Source organism: Mesorhizobium sp. B3-1-6, from assembly GCF_006439555.1.
Taxonomy (GTDB): Bacteria; Pseudomonadota; Alphaproteobacteria; order Rhizobiales; family Rhizobiaceae; genus Mesorhizobium.
Genome location: NZ_VFTM01000018.1, coordinates 93858 through 112079, shown reverse-complemented (window position 1 = coordinate 112079; position 18222 = coordinate 93858). Strand labels below are relative to the sequence as shown.

Genomic DNA, 18222 nt, shown 5'->3' with positions numbered 1-18222 from the left:
TCTGGAGTACGCCCCTTGGGGTGGACAGATAGGCTTGATGAATTGACCGGGCTTGCCGGGTTTCCGAACGTGGAGCCCATGGCAAAACATCGCACTCACAGTATGGAATTCAAACGGCAGGTCGCGCAGGAGTTTCTCGGTGGCGAGACGGTGCATAGTCTGGCAAAGCGCCACGACGTGTGGCGCACCTTGCTGCGGATTTGGGTCCGTAAATATGAGGGAGGCGCTTTCGACGATGAGGCTCAGGCCGCCGACCAGGTTGTCAGCCCGCTTCAGCAGGCGCACCATGACGCGCACCGCATCCCAAAGCAGACTGCTGTCGCTCGGCTCGTGCATGAGTGCCGCGGTCACAGTGCTGTCCAGCCGCGCGACCGCGCCGTCTTCGAGCTTGGCCTGCCGAGCGCCCGACAGCAGTATCCGATTGATCTGTTCCCAAGTCTCGAACCGGATCGCGCTGATGGTCCTTTGCAGCGCCGACTTCTGCGGGCTCCATGACCATGGCAGGCGGGCAAAGCCACGAAACTAGGCGGAGTCCTCAAGATGGAACGCCAGCTCCTGGTAGGTCAGTTGCCGGTATTGCTTCAACAGCGCACAGCGCAGCACCGCCTCGGCGGGCAGTCCTTGTCGTCCGGTGGCCTTGACGCCGACCCGCACCAAATCGCGGGCCACCAAGCCAAGCAGATCGCGATGCTCATCCAGACATTGCGACATCGCCTTCAGTTCACGGCCGATCTCGTGTGTCGCGAACAGATCGAATATGCTGCCTTGGACGGTGCGTTCTTGGCGCATTGTCGGCTCCGGCAGTGGCAGGACTTTGGAATCAGTGGCATGATACAAGATACCTGAAACCGCCGGGCCTTGCTCGCGCAAAACAACGATTCGTCAAGCAGAATCAACAGCTTGACGTTTATGGATGGAAACTAGACTAGGGTGTGTACTCATAAAATCGAGGCGCGCGAGCGCGGCTTGGCTCATGTCCGCTATCCGGCGCTTTGCGGACTCAAACCGGACATCCCAAAAGGTCCGAAAAGGGCCAATTCATGCAGATTGTTTTAGGCGATCACTCGGTGGAATTTGAGACCAAGCATTGGAACTTAGGTAAGGTGTGCTGGTTTTGCCCGATTGGGTTCTCTCAGTTCCTCATGCGGAAAGGAGAGATTCCAACGCCGTGTGATAAATGAGCGAGTTAGACCAATATCTGGCGGTGGCGCTCAGTCGTGGCGTTGGACATTCGCCACTCCTCGACTGGCTCATCGGCACCGTTCTTGACCTGCCCTCGCTCAAAATGCTGCCGCTCGTCGCGGCTGAGACTTGGCGTCGACCGGCAATACATCCGCGAAAAGATACCGATCGAACCATGTCGGAAATGCGCGGGCTAGATCGCGCTTTCCAGAAAGCTCGAGCCCCAGCCGTTTCGCTTCGATGAAGCTGACGTCCCCCCGCCACCACGCAACTAGAACTGGTAGCTTTGCGCGCACGAGCAATGGCTCGGGGAACCCGGGGTTCACCAGACAAAAAGATATTTCGGATGCTTTGAGCAGCAGAAAGCGGGGCTTCATGCCGTCGATCTCGAACCGAACGACGATCGGTCGAGCGGGGAGCGCATCGCTCCGCACGCGCCGCTGAATATCGACGAACAGCGGCTCCGCGTCGAGATTTTCCTTCTCGGACTGACGCGGCAGGAAGCGCTGACCCCATGTGCCCAAGGCCATGACGACGGAGCTGATCTCCTTCCCGGACGCCGTGAGCTCATATTCCGGCCCCGAGTTTCCATCGTGGCGCTCGACTGCGCCGATAGCGATCAGTTCCTGGAGCCTCTCCGACAACATGGTTTTGGAGATGCGAGGAATGCCTCGGCGAATGTCGTTGAAGCGTCGGCTCCCGCAGAGCAGTTCCCGCACCACAAGCAGCGTCCAGCGTCCACCCAAGACTTCATGGGCGCGCGCGATCGAGCAAAACTGTCCATAACCGGCCATCGCGGCAGACTACCAGGTATGGCCGAGTTGCACAGGTCCGGAATCCGGACCCCCGCGCCCGCGATGTGGCTAACGAAAGCAGAGTTTGAGCGGGCGTTGGCTCCTCGCGCCTGTTGGATTGTGTCGCAACGAGTATTAAGTCTCGTCGGTGACGACGATGATCGTCGGCGCGCCGCCGGAACTGATCGACGCGGCGTGCTCCAAGGCTTCCTTGCCGTCCTTGGACGCTGCACAGCTTTTCAGTGCGTCGATCGTCGGAAAGCTTACATCGGACATCAAATGGTAGGGCGGTGGCGCAAACGCCGGCCCGACCACGCGCTTGGTGGCGACACCTGTCGCGCCGATGAGTCTCGGGCCGGCGTAGGAAAGATGCTCGTCATGATAGGCGCGGTCAAACGCCACGGCGTCTTTGGGGATAGGATAGAGAATGAGGAGATGAGCCGACACGGTGCGTTCCTCCATAACCATGAGTGAAGTTGCGAGAGCAGTATGGATTGACCGGCGTTGTCTGTGGGGTATGGAATTCTGACCTTGCTCGTTGAACGCCGCCCGGGTGTGGCGTCGCCACGCGAGACCGAGCCGCTCGGTCGTCTCGGAAGCCGCTATCGCGACGAACAGGTGTGATCGCGGCAAACGATGCGGCGACGACGCCTGTCGCCCGCATCCACCGTCGTTCCGCTCCGTCGCTTCGTGCGGGAGAACAGGATGCTACGACGCGTCTTCCGCGTTGCTGCGGCCAGCGTGGGAATGCCTATCGCTTCGGCTTCCTCAGTCTCAGCGTGGCGGCGGTCAATGGTTCGGTTGCACCCTCACTGTCGATCAGGCGTACACGCAGAGGCTTTCCTTGACGATCAATGATTTCGACCGGCGCGTCTCTGCCGGTGACATGTTCTTCGCCCCACTGCTTCAGCGCCAGAAACCTCGGCGAAGCGGTCCGGATTACGCACCCAACGCGCCAGCATTTCGGAGCGATAACGTCCTCGAACGGCCTACATGGGTATCGAGGACATTTTTCGGTGCACGGCTCTCGCTGCTTGCCGCGCGTCATTTCAGGAGAGCAGATCAATGGATATCAATATCCCCGAAACACTGGACGCCTGGAACGCAGCCGGCGCCGATTATCTCCCCGGTCTCCTTGGGATGCGCTTTCGTAAAGTAGAGGCTGATGAAGTTGTCGCGACGCTTGAGGTAAGCCGCGCCCTCGACGCTTGGCATGGTTATCTGCACGCCGGCACCGTGACGTCACTCGCTGACACCTGCTGTGGTTACGGGACTTTGCGCGGCCTTCCGGCCGGCGCCAGTGGTTTCACCACCATGGAGCTCAAGAGCAACCTAATCGGAACGGCACGCGAGGGCATCGTGGTCTGTACGGCGCGTCCGATACATAAAGGACGTACCACGCAAGTGTGGGACGCCGAAGTGCGCCGCGAGGCCGATGGCGTCGCAATCGCTTACTTTCGCAACACGCAATTGGTCCTGTGGCCGAAAGCGTGGTTGGCAGTTGTCGGCTACCGAGCGATTGTATGGCTTACCAAATCCAGCGTTATCCTGCCGAATTGATCGACGTGGTACGTCTGACTGCTGGCGAACGTGTCGTTATCCGGCCTGTCTTGCCGCAGGATCGGGAACTCCTGAACGCGTTCTTCCATAGTCTCTCCGCTGACGCGCGGTGCAGTCGGTTCATGCATCCTGTCAGTGAACTGTCTTCCGAACTGTTGCGGCAATTCACGCAGGTGGACTATGCCAATCATGTCGCGCTCGTTGCCGAAGTCTTCGTCGATGGCCGCGAAGTCGTGATTGGAGAGGCGCGCTATGCGCGGGCGGCCGACGCCTCGTCAGCAGAATTTGCGGTATCGGTGGGCGACTCCTGGCAGGGTAACGGCCTCGCAAAACTGCTCTTGGGCAGACTTGAACGCTTCGCGTCAGAGGCCGGCGTTCGTCAGATAACGGCTCAGACATTTGCTAGTAATAAGAAAATGCTGGCGGTGGCAGCAAAAGCTGGCTTCAAGATTTCTGCGAGTCTCGGCGCGCCGGGCGTAATGCGGCTTGTAAAGAGACTGGCTCCGCTGCAGCAGAGACCGAAATGACGCCCGATACCCCTTTTGCGAATGGTCGGCCCGGAGTCTCCAGGTCGCCCGCTTGGGGCCTGCTGCTTGTGGTCGCGACCGCCGTTGGTTGGGGCCTCGGCTGGCCCATGATGAAGATCGCCATGCACGATTGGCCGCCGCTGTTCGCCCGCCAGCAGGCTATCGGCTTGTTCGCGTTGGCTGGCGTTTCGGGCGCGTGTGTAGCTCCCTTCGTCGGGCGCATTGCAGACGCGGGACATCGTCAGCTGCGCATTGCCCGGGCTGCGCAGCTCGTTGCGCTCACCACAGCCGTCATTCCTTCGTCATATCGTTTTTTGGTCAGCGCATTTGGGCTGTGGGATTGTTGGCTTGCGCGGGCATCGTTCTGGACGCAGCCGTGACCGCAAATATGATCCTCACGCAGCGCGCCATCTTTTCACTCGGGGACGACATTCGGACGAGAGTGAATGCCCTCTACATGGCATTTATCTTTCTTGCCGGCGCCTGCGGCTCCGCCCTCGGTGGTTGGGGTATCGTCACGGGCGGATGGCCGCTCGCGGTCGCTTTCGGGGTTGCTTTGACCGGCGGTAGCCTGCTCTTCGCCTTGCTATCAGGGGTTCCACGCTCAAACCCTAAGGGTACATCGAAGGGATCGTCCTTGCGCAGTGAGGCGGTTCGATCGGCTGCTGACCCATGACGAGCAGTAAGACAACATATCCGCCAATCGGTCTGACACTACGCGCGTGGTTAGGTCGTGTGCGCAAGCGCCTGTTTGCGTTGGATGCTGGCGTAATGATCTTCCCCTTCTTCGGCTTTCGCGACTGGATTTTCGCGATCAATATCGCCGTGGCGGCTCTATCGGCGCTGTTCCTGGCGTTATGGATCGATCTGCCGCGCCCTTATTGGGCCGTCGCTACTGTCTTCATCACGACCCAATCTCTTGCGGGCGCAACCCGCTCGAAGGCCGCCTACCGTGTTTACGGCACCGTGTTGGGCGCGGTGGCCACCGTCATCATGGTTCCCAACCTCATCGATGCGCCGGAACTCCTCAGCGCCGCGATAGCGCTTTGGGTCGCCTTCTGCCTGTATTTTTCCCTCCTCGATCGCACGCCGAAGAGCTACGTCTTGATGCTCGGCGGCTACACGGCGGCGTTTGTCGGCTTTCCGTCGGTTGCCGATCCCGGCTCGATCTTCGACACTGCCGTGGCGCGGGCGGAGGAAATCACTCTCGGCATTCTCTGCGCGAGCCTTGTCTCGTCGGTCGTGCTGCCGCAGTCGGTTGCTCCATTGATCAGGAGTCGCCTCGACCAGTGGTTCCGGGACGCCCGCCAATGGAGTGCGGCGGTCTTCAACAGGAATCGCACCGATAACGGGCAGGCACAGCGCCTCCGTCTGGCTTGCGATGCCATCGCGTTCGATGCGCTGGTGACGCCGTTGCGATACGATATGTCGGGAGCCGAGCGCTCGGCCGAGGCGATGGCCACGCTTCGTCAGCACATGCTGATGTTCCTGCCCATCGTCGCAGCAATAGCCGACCGGATCGCTGCTCTTGAATCGGCGCAGGCGCTCTCGATAGACGTCAGGCGCCGGCTCGCCGATATGGCCGCATGGATTGCGTCGGGCACGACCGAGCCGATCACCGCCCATAACTTGCGTCTCGCCATCGCCGATCTTGACCCGGTGCTTGGACGCAAGCCGCGGTGGTCAGATCTTGTGATGGCAAGCCTGGTCGCCCGCCTGGAAGATTTCATCGACCTGCGTCAGGACGCCCGCGCGCTCCAGCGGCACATTGTCGACGGAACGCCGGTGCGGGAGACGCTGGCGTTCCGCTACACGGCGGATGCACGGACGGTCCGCCACCGCGATCGCGGGCTGGCGCTACTGTCCGCTGTCGCGGCCTTCCTCGCCATCGCCCTCTCAGCCTCGATCTGGATCGCCACCGCATGGCCCGATGGGGCATTCGCACCTACAGAGGCGGCCGTGGCCTGCTCTTTTTTTGCAGTCCAGGATGATCCGGCTCCGCAAATCATCGGCCTGATGAAGGCGGCGATCGTTGGCACGGTCGGTGCCGCGTTATATCTGTTCGTCGTTCTCCCTCTTGCGACGAATGCCGAGATGGTGGCCCTCGCACTTGCCCCCGGCATGATCGCCTGCGGCCTGTTGATGACACAACCACGCACCGCACTGTTCAGCTTGGGCACAGGCGCCATTGGCTTTACGCTGCTCGCGCTTCAAGACCGCTATAGCGGAGATTTCGCGACTTTCACAAATGGTGCCATCGCCGGCATTGTGGGATTGTGGACCGCGGCAATGGTGACCCGCCTCGTCCGATCCGTCGGAGGCGCGTGGAGCGCGCGGCGCTTGCGCCGCATCAACCGCCGAGACTTGACGCAAGCGGCCCTAAAGCAGGGCACTGCGGACGGTCTCGAACTTGCTGCCCTCATGCTTGATCGCATTGGTCTGATTGCACCCCGGCTTGCATCACTTCCGTCCGAGGACGCCGAATGGACCCGGGAACTGCTCACCGAGGTGCGGATCGGGATCGCTGTCGTCGAGTTGCGCCGCGTCCGGACGAACCTGCCACCGAAGGAAGCCGCCGCGCTCGACCGGGTCTTGTCGGCGGTCGCTGCGCATTTTCAGACCGACACAATCCATGTGCCCGCCAAGGTACTCGCACTTATCGACGCTGCCTTGAATGCTGTCGTCGCCCTTGAAGCCGGCTCCCTGAGGCGGACGGGGCTCCTCGGGCTCACCGATCTGCGCCGTGGCCTGTTTCCAAATGCAGCGCCCTACCGGCCAGCCCTCGAAACGGAACTAGCGGCATGAGCAACCAGTTGAACCTCTATGGCGTCTTCGTGCCGGCGTTATTCACCTGGACACTGATAGCGCTTGCCGTCAGCGTTCCGTTGCGCCGGATTATCGCGTGGAGCGGCTTTTATCGATTCGTTTGGCACCGGCCGCTGTTCGACGTTGCGCTCTATGTCGTCCTGGTCGGCGCCATCGTCCTTCTCGCAAAGCAGTTTCCATTATGAAGCGGCTGCTGACTCATTCTCTCCGATTCGCCGTCACCATCATGATGGTGACGCTCGCCATCGTGGTCGGCGTGTCCCTATGGGATTACTATTTGAATGCGCCTTGGACGCGCGACGGGCGGGTCCGTGCGGACGTCGTCGCGATAGCGCCCGATGTCTCCGGGCTCGTGACCGGGGTGTTTATCAAAGACAACCAGAACGTTCGCCGCGGCGATGTTCTCTTCCGCATCGATCCCGAACGTTTCACCCTGGCGCTGCGCCAGGCCGAAGCTGTCGTGGCAGGCAAGGAGGCAGTGGCCGAGCAGACGGGCGCGGACTACCGGCGCTACAGTGAGCTCAGCGATACGGCGGTGGTTTCGGAGCAAATGCTCGAAATGGCGAAAGCAAGCGCGGAGGAAGCAAAAGCGGCCTACGACCAGGCGCTTTCGGATCGAGACGTGGCAAAGCTCAACCTTGCCCGATCGGAGGTGCGCGCTTCGGTTAACGGGCGCGTCACGAACGTGGATCTGCGGCCCGGCGCTTACGCAACCGTGGGCCGAGGCGTAATGGCGCTGATCGACGAGGACACGATACGTGTCGAGGGCTATTTCGAGGAAACCAAGCTGCCGCGCATTCACGTCGGTGACAAAGCCACTATACGTCTGGCGGGCGAAAGCTCCGTGCTGTCGGGCCACGTCGAGAGCATCGCCGGAGGAATCGAGGATCGTGAGAGGACCTCCGGTTCAAACCTTCTCGCAGATGTAAATCCGACGTTCTCGTGGGTCCGTCTTGCGCAACGCGTCCCCGTGCGCGTCGCCCTCGATGGATCAAGTCGTTCGGTGGACCTGGTCTCCGGCCGAACGGCGACAGTCGAGATTGAGTCATCGCAGCAGTCCCCGCGCAAGTGGTTCTGGTAGCAAATGCCGCCGCGCGCGGGGTGCACGACAAGGAGCAGAGAGGATGGACGGACAGGTTATCGACAACCCGGCTCAAAGCCGTTTTGAAATGGCACTCGGCGACGAAATCGCCGTCGCGTACTACAAGATAGAAGACGGGCGCGTTGCCCTCCTTCACACCGAAGTCCCTCAACACCTGTCTGGCCAGGGATTTGGGTCCAAAGTGGCGCAAGGCGTTTTCGAAGCGGTCCGGGGCAGCGGACGGCGAGCGATCGCCAAATGCCCGTTCATGTCATAACGCCGCTGGACGGAATGCCGCTAGGCTTTGTCAGCGGACCAGAGGATCTGCTGATAGGCCCCGACGGCAAGGTGAAGGCCTTCCTCGAGCGGCCGATCGAGGGCGATTGGCCCTACCTGTGGATCGACGCCACTTACCTGAAGGTCCGCCGCGGTGGCCGGATTGTCTCGGTCGCCGTCATCGTCGCAGTTGGCGTCAACGCGGACGGCCGACGCGAGGTCCTGGGCATGGAGATTGGCACGTCGGAGGCCGAGCCGATCTGGACGGAGCTCCTGCGCAAGCTGACACGTCGCGGCCTGCGCGGCGTCAAGCTCGTCGTCTCCGATGCCCACGAAGGCATCAAGGCGGCCGTCACCAAAGTGCTGTGCGCGACATGGCAGAGGTGCCGAGTCCACTTCATGAGGAACGTGCTGGCCCATGCTGGCAAGAGCGGCCGCGCAGGGTCGTCTCAGCCTTCATCGCCACCGCTTTCGCCCAGGAGACGCCCGAGGCCGCGTCCCTACAATGGCGCGCCGTCGCCGACCAGATCCGGCCGAAGGTGCCGAAGCTGGCAACAATCATGGACGACGCTGAGCCCGACGTGCTGGCCTACATGACCTTCCCGAAGGAACATCGCGCCAAGCTCCACTCGACGAATCCGATCGAGCGTCTCAACGGCGAGATCAAGCGGCGCACCGAGGTCGTCGGAATCTTCCCGAACGACGATGCGGTCGTGCGCCTCGTCGGCGCAATCCTGCTCGAACAGAACGATGAATGGGCAGTGCAGCGGGCCAGATACATGACCCTGGAAACGATTAGCCAGATGCGCGATGATCCCCTGGTCAGCCTGCCAGCCGTGGCGCGCTGATCAGCCCGGCCCATACCGGACAGCACGGCGACCAATGCCGCCAGCTACACCGCGCCGCGGGACACGATCGGCCGAAAGTTGGCTATTGGAATGGTAGCGGGAGACCGTTCTTTCTTTCCGCTTTCAACGCTTCCTCCAATTCGCTTTGAGCTGTTCGCTGCGGCGTGAATTTGCGTCTACGACGGAAACGGCACAGTGGCCTGCGGGAATGACTTTGCGATTTCCTCGAAGGTAATTACGGTTCCAAACTTCGTCAGGTGCGGTGCGTACTCCCTTAGCTTCGAGGCAGTGCAAAGCAGGACGGTCGCGGCGTCGCTGTGGGGCACAACAGCCTTCGGCGCGGTTGTTGACCAACACTTAGCCCTAGGTGCGTAGTTGGCGGCCTGATCCCGCTTGCTTGGAAACTTGTCGGCGGGGTGCTTGACCTCGAAATGTAGGCCAAAGCGAGAGCCGGGCGCTTCAAAGATTGCGAGGATGTCAGTCTCTTGCCCGCTGCATCCCTGACATCGACACTTCTCTGTGAAATGCGAACGCCACCAAGTAGCGGACCCGGCACTTCGCTGCGCCTGCATCTCTTTGTGCATCAGTCGCGAGTTGTCTGCCAAGGAAGCGAATTTAGTTTGCTTTAGTACCCACGGGCGAAACGCGCCATCGGTGACCAGCGCATTGGCTAATGGCTCCGCGTAGGTGAATTCAATTGAACCGTAAAGCATCGCCCCTGTCCTTAAGCCCTTGGCTAAGGCGCTCCCATTCACCGTAATCGGGGGAGGCGTATAACCCGCTCAATCGGTTCTCCACACTCCTACTCCACGCTTGCCTTCATCCTCCCAAAGAGCAGTAGTGAATGCCTTTTTGAAGGCGTTTGCCTGCCATGCTGGCTGCCCCGGATACCTTCTTGCGCAAAGCATTGAGGCTCTCCTGGGTGCTCTCCTGTTCCACATCAGGGACAAAGAACATGTCGTTCACTTCAAGGTCGTCGAATGGGTACTTGGCCCTTGATGTTTCCGGGATCGGTACGTTCTTTTGGATTTTAAACATCCCATTCTCTTTTCGACCACCAAATTAGAGATGTCTAACAGACAAGATCGTCATCAAGCAAATCATCTATCAGCCCGTCTGCACCCAATCGGAGCGAGCAGTGGACATCGAGACAGCGCGGGGATGTAGCGAGACACGGGTCATCCCAGAGTAGAGACCTAATCGACAGGTGTTCGCTCGACATGCCTAAACCGGCAAATAGCTTATGCATGTCGGACGGTTGGCTGTCTCAAGCACCTCGAAAAATCGCATGTCTTTGAGCAGATCACGCAAGAGCATTGTCGGAAAAAGACAAGCTTCAGCGGCAAGTGTGTCCTGGCCTGCTGCCGGTTTTTCGGACACGAGGTTAGCTAACATAGCTTGTTCCTCGAACTCCACGGGGCTCAGATAGCCCAGTGTCGAGTGCCGCCGCCGAGGATTGTAGAAGCGCTCGATGTAGTCGAACACATCTGCCCTGGCTGCATCTCTCGTCCTGTAGACCTTGCGGGCTGTGCGTTCGGTTTTCAACGACGAGAAGAAGCTCTCCATCGCAGCATTGTCGCAGACGTTGCCCGACCGGCTCATTGAACAAGTGATGCCGTGGTCGGTCATCAGGCGCTGGAACTGCTCGCTCGTGTATTGGCTTCCCTGGTCGGAATGGTGCAGCAGGCTGTCGGGCTTGCCCCGGCGCCAGATAGCCATGATGAGGGCATCGGTGACGAGCTGGGCTGTCATCTCGGCCTTCATCGCCCAGCCGACGACACGCCTGGAGAACAGGTCGACCACGGCGGCAACGTAGAGCCAACCTTCTGCGGTCCAGATGTAGGTGAAGTCGGCGATCCATTTCTGGTTCGGTGCCGATGCCTCGAAGGCGCGGTCGAGGAGGTTGTCCGACACTGTCGCTCGCTCGCCCGTGTCCTTAGGCAGCCCACGACGCCGCGGCCGGGCACGCAGCCCGTTTTCCCGCATCAGCCGCTCGATACGATGCAGGCCGCAGGAAAGCCCCTCGGCCAGCACGTCGTGCCACACGCGGCGAGACCCATAGGTGCGGTCGCTGCTCTTGAAGCTGCGGTCAATCCTGGAAACGAGGATCTCGTCATTGCGGGAGCGAGCGCTGGGGCTGCGGTTGAGCCAGGCGTGGAAGCCGGAGCGGGACACATCCAGCGCACTGCACAGCCATGCCACCGGCCAGATGTTCCGGTGCCTCGCGATGAAAGCGACCTCATGTCACTTCCCTCGCGAAGTAGGCTGCGGCCTTTTTTAGGATGTCGCGCTCCGCCTTCAGCTTCGCCACTTCCCTGCGCAGCCGGTCAATCTCCTGCTGCTCCGGCTTCATTTGTCCATGACCGGGAAACGCATGCTGCGGATCGGTCGATAGCTCGCGCACCCATTTGCGCAGCACATTCTCGTGGACATCGAGGTCGCGGGCGGCCTGGGCCACCGCAACGCCCCGATCCTTGATCAATCTCACCGCCTCAAGCTTGAACTCGCGGCTGAACTTCCGTCTCTGCATTCCCACTCTCCAGTTCCGTCAAACACCTTATCTCGGTGTCCACGAAACCGGCAGCAGGCCAGAGCTATTCCATCCAACCGGGGAACAGGCGCACACGATCCGATATCGGCGCCTAGTTCAGATCCGGTGGGAGAAGCGGGTAATCTGGCGGGATGAGTAGCGGCCGATGGCCAACTTGCCCCAAGGCGACTACTCAAAAGACAAGGTGCTTGCGCTTCGATCCGCGTTTTTTCGCATAGCGTGTCAGAGCCTCCCCATTCATTGGAATATCTAGGATCGCTTGAAACGTTGCGAGCTGCTCCGGGAAGTTCTGCGCAAGGTATCTAACCGCCCGCGCGTTCTCCATCAGCCGGTCGAGATAGGACCTTGCTGCCATTAGCTCTAGCCCCCAGACGCCGCGAAAGCTGGCGCAGTACAGGAATTCTTCATTCAGCGGGCCAAACTCAGCTTCCATGGCAGCCAGCTGATCGGCAGTGACGCCGGCAAACTTCTTTCTCGGCCTGGACGGATCCGCCAACTGCGACACCGGAGTAAGTGTGCTGAGAAGCTGCGCATAGTGGAAGTTAGCCCGCCTTAGAGCGATCATCAGCTTTGCCGCTTTGAGCTGCCTCTCCGGCACCATCTTGCGCAACGATGCGAAGACCTGGGGCGGCACATACCAATCCTGCAGGAGATCGAGGACTTCGGGAGAAATTCCGTTGATCAATGGCTTTGGTTCAAGAGATGGACACGGGCTTTGCGCGGGTTGCTGGGCGCTGACCCGCTCCGCCAGCGCCTTTGGCACGAATGCGAGGCCTTCGGCCGATAGAAGGCGACGGAACTGTTCCTGCTTCAACGGATCTCGCAACGCTCCAGCTATCGTTTCCAGCCGATGCTGAGGGGTCTTCGCCTCAGCTGTCATCTTGAGCGTTCTTTCGCATTCAGCTTTATAGGTCCTGCACAGCCAGGGGCCGGTGAACAAGCGGCTGGGCTCGTACATCTTCTCCAACAGCGCGGCGTGTCTTGTGCGGCTATTTTGCAAAATGTGGTCGGCGGCTTCCAAGCTTAACGCTATGCGGCGCACCGTCATGTAGCACTCCCTACGAATGCTCGCTCAGCCAGCGCAACAAGCGGACCTAGCGATCGGAAAAGAAACGCATCCAGCTTCATCCCATTGTTAACATGGAAATTTCCTCTGATCTCGGCAATTTCATGCGTTGGGGCGATCAGGTAGTCACGAATGGCCAGATCGCCCGGCTGCATTCGGATGAGAACGAAGATATCCGCCGTGGTCTCGCGCGCGGCCCTTGAAGACCAGCGGGGATAGGCGGAGTGCGAAACGCGGCAACGCGCGATCGCGATCACTACGGTGAACTCGTCATTAATCCGGATGAGCTCCGTTCCAGGGTCACAGGAGACGTGCCCGCCCACGTCTTTGATCGCAGCCAACAGGTCTTCCATTACCCGATTGCGGGTACCTTCGAGGCGCTTGTTGAGGTCGACGAAGTGACACTTCCTTGGCGGCAGGCAACCGATCAGCCTGTATGCATTAAGCAGACCTCCGAAACGCGATCTATAACGCCAGCTTGAAGGGCATTCGGGCGCTGCGTTAATGATCGCATCAGATAGTTTTCCATGGCGTTTGTAGAGATCTCTTAGGGCTGCCAGCATCTCAACATCGCTCATATGAAGGTACAGCGATTTCAGTATTTTCTGCGCCTTGTCGAACAATCTGCGGTTAACGATCGGCGCAAAAGCGTCCTCGGCCCTCACCCATTGGTCCGGGGGATTGTACACCATCTTGCTTTTGAGTTTGGTGCAGCGGCGATTCCAAACGTTATTGCCAATATATTTCTCGTTGGTGAGGACACGTCGCACGCTTTCGCGCTTCCATCGCCGGCCGAAGTCGTTCACCTTCCCTCGGTCATTTAAGTATCTTGCAATTTCAAGTTCAGTTTTGTGTGACCCGACAAAAAGGCGAAAGATCAATCGAACAATAGCTATTTCCTCCGGCGGCCCCGGCACAATAATGACTCGGTCTGTTTGAAGGCTTTTGCTTTCATTGCGAGCTAGGATGACCTTCGGCCGTCCAAACTGGTCAATCATCAGGCGCCTTAGTCCGAGCCCCTGCAGGCCACCAACGTGGAACCCCATCCCGGCCACCCTCATCTGGCCCATAAAGACCCTATGTGACAACATCCGGCTGTACTCTGCTGCCATGCTGCGCTTAATGGCCTTGAGCACGTCCGACCCGACGGTGCCGTCATTCCCAAATTGCTCGGCGCAAAACTCAATCCGAACGCCGGCCATCTGGCATCGATATTCGTAAGAGGCGCTTTCATCGATGTTTTGGAACCGACCCCAGCGGCTCACGTCATAGACTACGACCGTCTCGAAATCGGCGAGCCCGTGTTCAACGTCAAATAGCAGCTTCTTGAGGCCGGGCCGGCTTTCCATATGCAATCCACTTCGGCCGGGATCTTCATATGTGGCAACGATATCGTACCCCATGACCTCGGCATAACTGCGGATTGCATCCCTCTGGTTATCGAGGGAATAAGTCTGGTGGTCGGTGGACATTCGCAGGTATTGCGCGGCGCGAACCATTCGCCGCCCTTGGGGCAGGTTGCCGGCCTCTGCAAACTTGTCCATCGCCTTGCACCGTCGTGCCGGCACGTTAAATTAGCGGTCGACGGCCCTAAGGCAAGGAGACTGGAATGCATCAATACGTCGGGCTGATCCACAAAGAGCTGACCAGCGACCACGGAGTGTCGTTTCCCGACTTTCCGGGCGTCGTCACGGCTGGTGCAAGTCTCGAAGAGGCGCGCGAGTTAGCCGAACAAGCTTTGGCCTTCCACGTTGAAGGTCTGATCGACGACGGCGAGGCTGTTCCTGATCCCACTTCCCTCGCGAAGATCATGGCAGACGCCGACCATCGGCAACTTACAACCATCATGGTTCCGTTGAAGACCCGCTGAAAGGCTACTGCCGGGAGAGCCGCCTTTCCCGTTTGGCAACCATAGCGTTCAACTGCCGGAAAACCGTGATTCACTTCGTGAGCCGGCGCGCCGCCGTTCCGCCGCAATGCGATCGCACTTGGCGCTTCCGCCCCCGTTTTCCAATCCCTGGGGCTTCAGAGGAGTTCTAGTGATGATCATCAAGAAGGCCATTCTGGCGGTGCTGATGACCGCGGCACTTGCCGGCTGCGAGACGCAGACCGAGGGCCAGCAGCGGGCCACCACGGGCGCATTGCTGGGCGGCGCGGGCGGCGCGCTGGTCGGCCAGGCGATCGGTGGCAACACCAAGAGCACTGTCATCGGTGCTGCAAGCGGCGCGCTGCTCGGCGCCGTCGTTGGCAGTGCCACGACACCACAGGAGCCGCGCGGCGGCCAGCTCTGCCGCTACCAGGACCGCTACGGTCGCATCTACACCGCGCCCTGTGACGACCGCTACTACAACGGCAATTATTGATCGAAGTCTGATCGGCGGGAGGCCGGCGCAGTCAGCGCCGGCTCCTTCGCGCTGTCATTCTTTTGTACGGTTTGCGGGATAAGGAGATTTAGCGGCGGGCAGGAGGAGGTCGAGAATGACAAGCCTTGCCGGTGCCCTGAAAAATCGCGGCAAACACGCGGTGAAGCGGCTGCTTCGCTATGACAACCGCAACTGGCTGCGCATCCGCCAGATTGAAGCCTTCACGGTTTTCCTCGAAGCGGCGAACCGCAAGTCGCGCGACGTGATCGAGATTTCGCCGGGCTGGAACCGCTACTGGCGGGCGCTGTGCCCGGACTACCGCTCGGTCGATTTTCCGGAGTTCGACATCTGCCGGGATCGCACCGATGAGCAGTATTCCATCGTCATCGCCGACCAGGTGCTGGAGCATGTACAGCGCCCGCAGGCGGCCGCCGCTAACATCCACGCCATGACCAAGCCCGGGGGCTGGGCGATGGTGGCGACGCCTTTCCTGTTCCGTGTGCATGCCCGCCCGCACGACTACAACCGCTGGACGCCCGCTGGCTTGAGGCAATTGATGGTCGAAGGCGGTTTTCACGAACACGACGTGCAGGCCTTCGGCTGGGGCAACAAGGCCTGCGCCCGTGCCCATATCGGCGGCCCAATCCGCGCCTATGGCATGTGGCGGGACCTGAGCAATGACGAGGAATACCCGCTAATGGTGTGGGCGTTCGCGAAAAGAGCCTCCTAGCGCTCGTTCTTTATCCGTCGAGCCGTGAACAAACCCGTCCGGGGTGATGCGCCGGCATAGCCTCACGCGGCGCTCAAGCTTAGGAGCCCGTGCTGGGCGTCGACACAGGCCGGTTTGTATCCAGGAATTGAGCTAACGCGGCTTCCGAGCAGCCTTCTTCACTGGCCTTGCTGCCGCTTTCCGGCCTAGCCCAATTGACTTCGCCAACTCCGACCGCTGCGCCGCGTAGCTGGGAGCTACCATCGGGTAATCTCGCGCCAAGCCCCATTTCTCGCGGTACTCATCAGGCGTCAGCCCATAATGCACATTGAGATGACGCTTCAGCGACTTGAACTTCTTCCCGTCCTCAAGGCAGACGATGTAGTCGGGGAATACCGATCGCTTCGGGTTGACCGCGGGTTCTTGGGCCGGCTTTTCCGGTTCGGCCGGGTGTCTAATCTTCGATAGTGATGAATTCACGCTCTCGATCAGACTCGGTAACGATGCGACCGTGACTGCATTCTTACTCACATATGCAGATACAATGTCAGCGGTAAGCTCGATCAAATGGTTTGGGCTGTCGTTAATCTCGTCTGACATCAAATAGCTCCTGATGGATATAACTGGAACTCTTTACTGGCTTTGCCCAGAAAGACCAGTGGGAGCGCGGCTCGCGAGCACGATCATGCCCACGCTTGAATGATGCGGTAAACTTGCACCCTAGAGCAGCCGATCGCCTTCGCAATTCCAGCCGGGCCGAGTCCATCAGCGTGCAGCGCCATAACACGGTCTCGATCCAGGCGCGGCTTCCCGCCCTTATAGATGCCATGCACGTTTTGCTTGTTCAATACCGTCTGGTTGGCGTTCCCTAATGAACCGCCGCTCCATCTGAGCTACCATTCCCATTACGTCAGCACGATGTGGCCCATCTCGCCCCGGGTCGAAATATGCGGGTCGAGCACGGTCACGAAAGCTCCCTTCTGCTCGCATTCGTAGATGAGGTTGAGCACGTCACGGGTATCGCGGCCGAGCCGGTCAAGGCGGGTCACCACCTAATTCATCGCCGAGCCGAAGGAACTCCAAAACCGTTGCCAGTTCGGTGCGTCCGCGGCTGGCGCCCGATACCTTCTCCGAACGAATGACATCACACCCCTCGGATTTCAGCTTTGCGAGCTGGGTTTCAAGATCCTGATCAGTCGTGCTGACGTAGCCACTTGCAGAACTTCTGGTAGGCCGAGACGTTCTCCTTTCGAAGTCAGGAACGAGCGGCCAATCTTGGAAGACTTGCGATCGCGGTCGGCCGAGCTGAACTTCCGCGGCTGCTAGGCAAGGGTACCGTTGCGCGGGCACCTGCTGGTAGCTGCTGCAGATACTGACGATCTTTTCGTATTCTTTCCACAAAGCGGCGGGTAGAACTTCTCGTTCTGCAAAAGCTCGCCCGCGCCAGCGCGCGGGGAGGAATCCGATATTCCAGAGATACCCCGTTGCCATTCAGTGGGGTCGGGTTCCATCATTCATTGAGTCCAATCAGCGAACGCATCAGCGTTGCTCTTGCCGAAGCCAGATGCGCTTCGCAGGCTCGCTCAATTCGCTCGGAGTCGCGGCTTTCAAGTGCCTCGATATAGGCGAGGTGCTCAAGGATCGCCGCTTGGTTGCGCTGCTTTTCGTCCCGCTTGTTCCACTGATAGTGGTAGTGGAAGATGAAGGTAATGATGTCATAGAAGTCGTCGATGAAGCGATTGGGCGAAGCTTCGTTTATGAGCCGATGAAATCGATTGTCTAGACCGGAGAAGTCGTGAAAGCGGCTTTCAATCCGCTTCAGCAGTTCGGTATGCGCGCTCTTGAGCGCGGCGAGTTTTCCCCACAGAAGAGAGTTGTCAGGCTGCCTCGAAAACAAATGCGCCGACCGTAATTCGAACATCACCCGGATCTCGAACAGCTCGAGGGCGAAGTCTTCGGTGAAGCCCTTGAATAGCCAGCCGGTGTTCGGCCTTTTTTCGAGCAATCCAAATCGGCTGAAGCGGATTAGGAACTCGCGAATTCCGTTGGTCGCAACACCGAACTGCCGCGCCAGTTCGAGCTCGTTGATGCTGGTTCCGGGTCGCGTGTCGCCGCGCAGCATCCATTCCATGAATTGTTGTTCGACATGCTTGGCGCGTGGCGTTGTTTCAGCGTCCGGATAGTAGTCGTTGTCGTTGACCGCACGGCCCGTCGCCCTGAGGCCATCACGCTCAGTAATGAGATCGCGGTGAACAAGTTCTCGTAGAACCTTTCTGACGGTCGTGCGGCTGACGCACATTCGCCGTCTGAGCTCGTTTTCTGAAGGAAGTTCACCGATCAGTTGTCCATCGCGCAGCATACCGGCGGCACGGTTGAACGCCTTCTTGTAGACGGTATCGGTTCGCATCGGACCTCCCCCAAACAATACCTTGTTCTTTC

General features: G+C 59.7%; 17 protein-coding genes and 6 pseudogenes. 12 read left to right on the top strand and 11 right to left on the bottom strand.

Features of this window, described 5'->3' with window-relative positions; all coding sequences use genetic code 11:
* Nucleotides 1-78 precede the first annotated feature (78 nt).
* Nucleotides 79-234: pseudogene (locus tag FJ414_RS17630) on the top strand (transposase); the annotation flags it as partial.
* 15 nt (nucleotides 235-249) lie between these two features.
* Here the strand turns inward: FJ414_RS17630 and FJ414_RS17625 are convergent.
* From FJ414_RS17625 to FJ414_RS17615, 3 genes and pseudogenes are all read right to left on the bottom strand, one after another.
* Nucleotides 250-789, bottom strand: a pseudogene (locus FJ414_RS17625) (ISNCY family transposase); the annotation flags it as partial.
* A 491-nt stretch (nucleotides 790-1280) separates the two neighbouring features.
* On the bottom strand, nucleotides 1281-1976 hold the full coding sequence (locus tag FJ414_RS17620; RefSeq protein WP_140645632.1) for a helix-turn-helix domain-containing protein: 696 nt from the start codon (nucleotides 1974-1976) through the stop codon (nucleotides 1281-1283).
* Nucleotides 1977-2111: 135 nt separating this feature from the next.
* On the bottom strand, nucleotides 2112-2423 hold the full coding sequence (locus FJ414_RS17615) for an EthD family reductase (RefSeq protein WP_140645631.1): 312 nt from the start codon (nucleotides 2421-2423) through the stop codon (nucleotides 2112-2114).
* A 618-nt stretch (nucleotides 2424-3041) separates the two neighbouring features.
* On the opposite strand from FJ414_RS17615, the gene FJ414_RS17610 reads away from it, so the two are divergent.
* From FJ414_RS17610 to FJ414_RS17575, 8 genes and pseudogenes are all read left to right on the top strand, one after another.
* Complete coding sequence (locus FJ414_RS17610) at nucleotides 3042-3536, top strand: PaaI family thioesterase (RefSeq protein WP_140645630.1); 495 nt, start codon at nucleotides 3042-3044, stop codon at nucleotides 3534-3536.
* Entirely contained in the window at nucleotides 3500-4063 is a 564-nt protein-coding gene (locus tag FJ414_RS17605; protein ID WP_140645629.1) for a GNAT family protein, read from the top strand. The genes FJ414_RS17610 and FJ414_RS17605 overlap by 37 nt, the downstream gene beginning before the upstream one ends.
* A gap of 107 nt (nucleotides 4064-4170) precedes the next feature.
* Nucleotides 4171-4443 carry a hypothetical protein gene (locus FJ414_RS17600; protein WP_140645628.1) on the top strand — a complete coding sequence of 91 codons (273 nt, stop codon included), beginning with the start codon at nucleotides 4171-4173 and terminating at the stop codon, nucleotides 4441-4443.
* 391 nt (nucleotides 4444-4834) lie between these two features.
* Nucleotides 4835-6868, top strand: coding sequence for an FUSC family protein (locus tag FJ414_RS17595; protein WP_140645659.1), 2034 nt, complete (start codon nucleotides 4835-4837; stop codon nucleotides 6866-6868).
* Nucleotides 6865-7074 carry a DUF1656 domain-containing protein gene (locus FJ414_RS17590; protein ID WP_140645627.1) on the top strand — a complete coding sequence of 70 codons (210 nt, stop codon included), beginning with the start codon at nucleotides 6865-6867 and terminating at the stop codon, nucleotides 7072-7074. The genes FJ414_RS17595 and FJ414_RS17590 overlap by 4 nt, the downstream gene beginning before the upstream one ends.
* Complete coding sequence (locus tag FJ414_RS17585; RefSeq protein ID WP_140645626.1) at nucleotides 7071-7970, top strand: HlyD family secretion protein; 900 nt, start codon at nucleotides 7071-7073, stop codon at nucleotides 7968-7970. Before FJ414_RS17590 ends, FJ414_RS17585 begins: the two co-directional genes overlap by 4 nt.
* A 43-nt stretch (nucleotides 7971-8013) precedes the next feature.
* Nucleotides 8014-8247, top strand: a complete 234-nt coding sequence (locus FJ414_RS17580; RefSeq protein ID WP_140645625.1) for a GNAT family N-acetyltransferase — start codon at nucleotides 8014-8016, stop codon at nucleotides 8245-8247.
* A 68-nt stretch (nucleotides 8248-8315) separates the two neighbouring features.
* A pseudogene (locus FJ414_RS17575) lies at nucleotides 8316-9094 on the top strand (IS256 family transposase); the annotation flags it as partial.
* Between the two features lie 176 nt (nucleotides 9095-9270).
* Here FJ414_RS17575 and FJ414_RS17570 read toward each other — a convergent pair.
* The 5 genes and pseudogenes from FJ414_RS17570 to FJ414_RS17550 all read right to left on the bottom strand — a co-directional run bounded on the left by FJ414_RS17570 (nucleotide 9271) and on the right by FJ414_RS17550 (nucleotide 14255).
* Nucleotides 9271-9807 carry a hypothetical protein gene (locus FJ414_RS17570; protein ID WP_140645624.1) on the bottom strand — a complete coding sequence of 179 codons (537 nt, stop codon included), beginning with the start codon at nucleotides 9805-9807 and terminating at the stop codon, nucleotides 9271-9273.
* 106 nt (nucleotides 9808-9913) lie between these two features.
* On the bottom strand, nucleotides 9914-10132 hold the full coding sequence (locus tag FJ414_RS17565; RefSeq protein WP_140645623.1) for a hypothetical protein: 219 nt from the start codon (nucleotides 10130-10132) through the stop codon (nucleotides 9914-9916).
* 348 nt (nucleotides 10133-10480) lie between these two features.
* Nucleotides 10481-11624 (bottom strand): annotated as a pseudogene (locus tag FJ414_RS17560) (IS3 family transposase); the annotation flags it as partial.
* A gap of 193 nt (nucleotides 11625-11817) precedes the next feature.
* Entirely contained in the window at nucleotides 11818-12693 is an 876-nt protein-coding gene (locus FJ414_RS17555) for a plasmid partitioning protein RepB C-terminal domain-containing protein (protein ID WP_140645622.1), read from the bottom strand.
* Entirely contained in the window at nucleotides 12690-14255 is a 1566-nt protein-coding gene (locus FJ414_RS17550) for a recombinase family protein (protein ID WP_140645621.1), read from the bottom strand. The genes FJ414_RS17555 and FJ414_RS17550 overlap by 4 nt, the downstream gene beginning before the upstream one ends.
* A 65-nt stretch (nucleotides 14256-14320) precedes the next feature.
* Between FJ414_RS17550 and FJ414_RS17545 the strand changes: the two are divergent.
* The 3 genes and pseudogenes from FJ414_RS17545 to FJ414_RS17535 form a co-directional block, all read left to right on the top strand.
* Nucleotides 14321-14575, top strand: a pseudogene (locus tag FJ414_RS17545) (type II toxin-antitoxin system HicB family antitoxin); the annotation flags it as partial.
* A gap of 178 nt (nucleotides 14576-14753) precedes the next feature.
* Entirely contained in the window at nucleotides 14754-15074 is a 321-nt protein-coding gene (locus tag FJ414_RS17540; RefSeq protein WP_140645619.1) for a YMGG-like glycine zipper-containing protein, read from the top strand.
* A 115-nt stretch (nucleotides 15075-15189) separates the two neighbouring features.
* On the top strand, nucleotides 15190-15804 hold the full coding sequence (locus tag FJ414_RS17535; RefSeq protein WP_140645618.1) for a methyltransferase domain-containing protein: 615 nt from the start codon (nucleotides 15190-15192) through the stop codon (nucleotides 15802-15804).
* Between the two features lie 132 nt (nucleotides 15805-15936).
* On the opposite strand, the gene FJ414_RS17530 is transcribed toward FJ414_RS17535, so the two are convergent.
* The 3 genes and pseudogenes from FJ414_RS17530 to FJ414_RS17520 all read right to left on the bottom strand — a co-directional run bounded on the left by FJ414_RS17530 (nucleotide 15937) and on the right by FJ414_RS17520 (nucleotide 18190).
* A complete protein-coding gene (locus tag FJ414_RS17530) occupies nucleotides 15937-16383 on the bottom strand; it encodes a MucR family transcriptional regulator (RefSeq protein WP_140645617.1) in 447 nt (148 codons plus the stop codon).
* An 83-nt stretch (nucleotides 16384-16466) separates the two neighbouring features.
* Nucleotides 16467-16947: pseudogene (locus tag FJ414_RS31845) on the bottom strand (recombinase family protein).
* Nucleotides 16948-17293: 346 nt separating this feature from the next.
* Nucleotides 17294-18190, bottom strand: a complete 897-nt coding sequence (locus tag FJ414_RS17520; RefSeq protein WP_140645616.1) for a GntR family transcriptional regulator — start codon at nucleotides 18188-18190, stop codon at nucleotides 17294-17296.
* Nucleotides 18191-18222 lie beyond the last annotated feature (32 nt).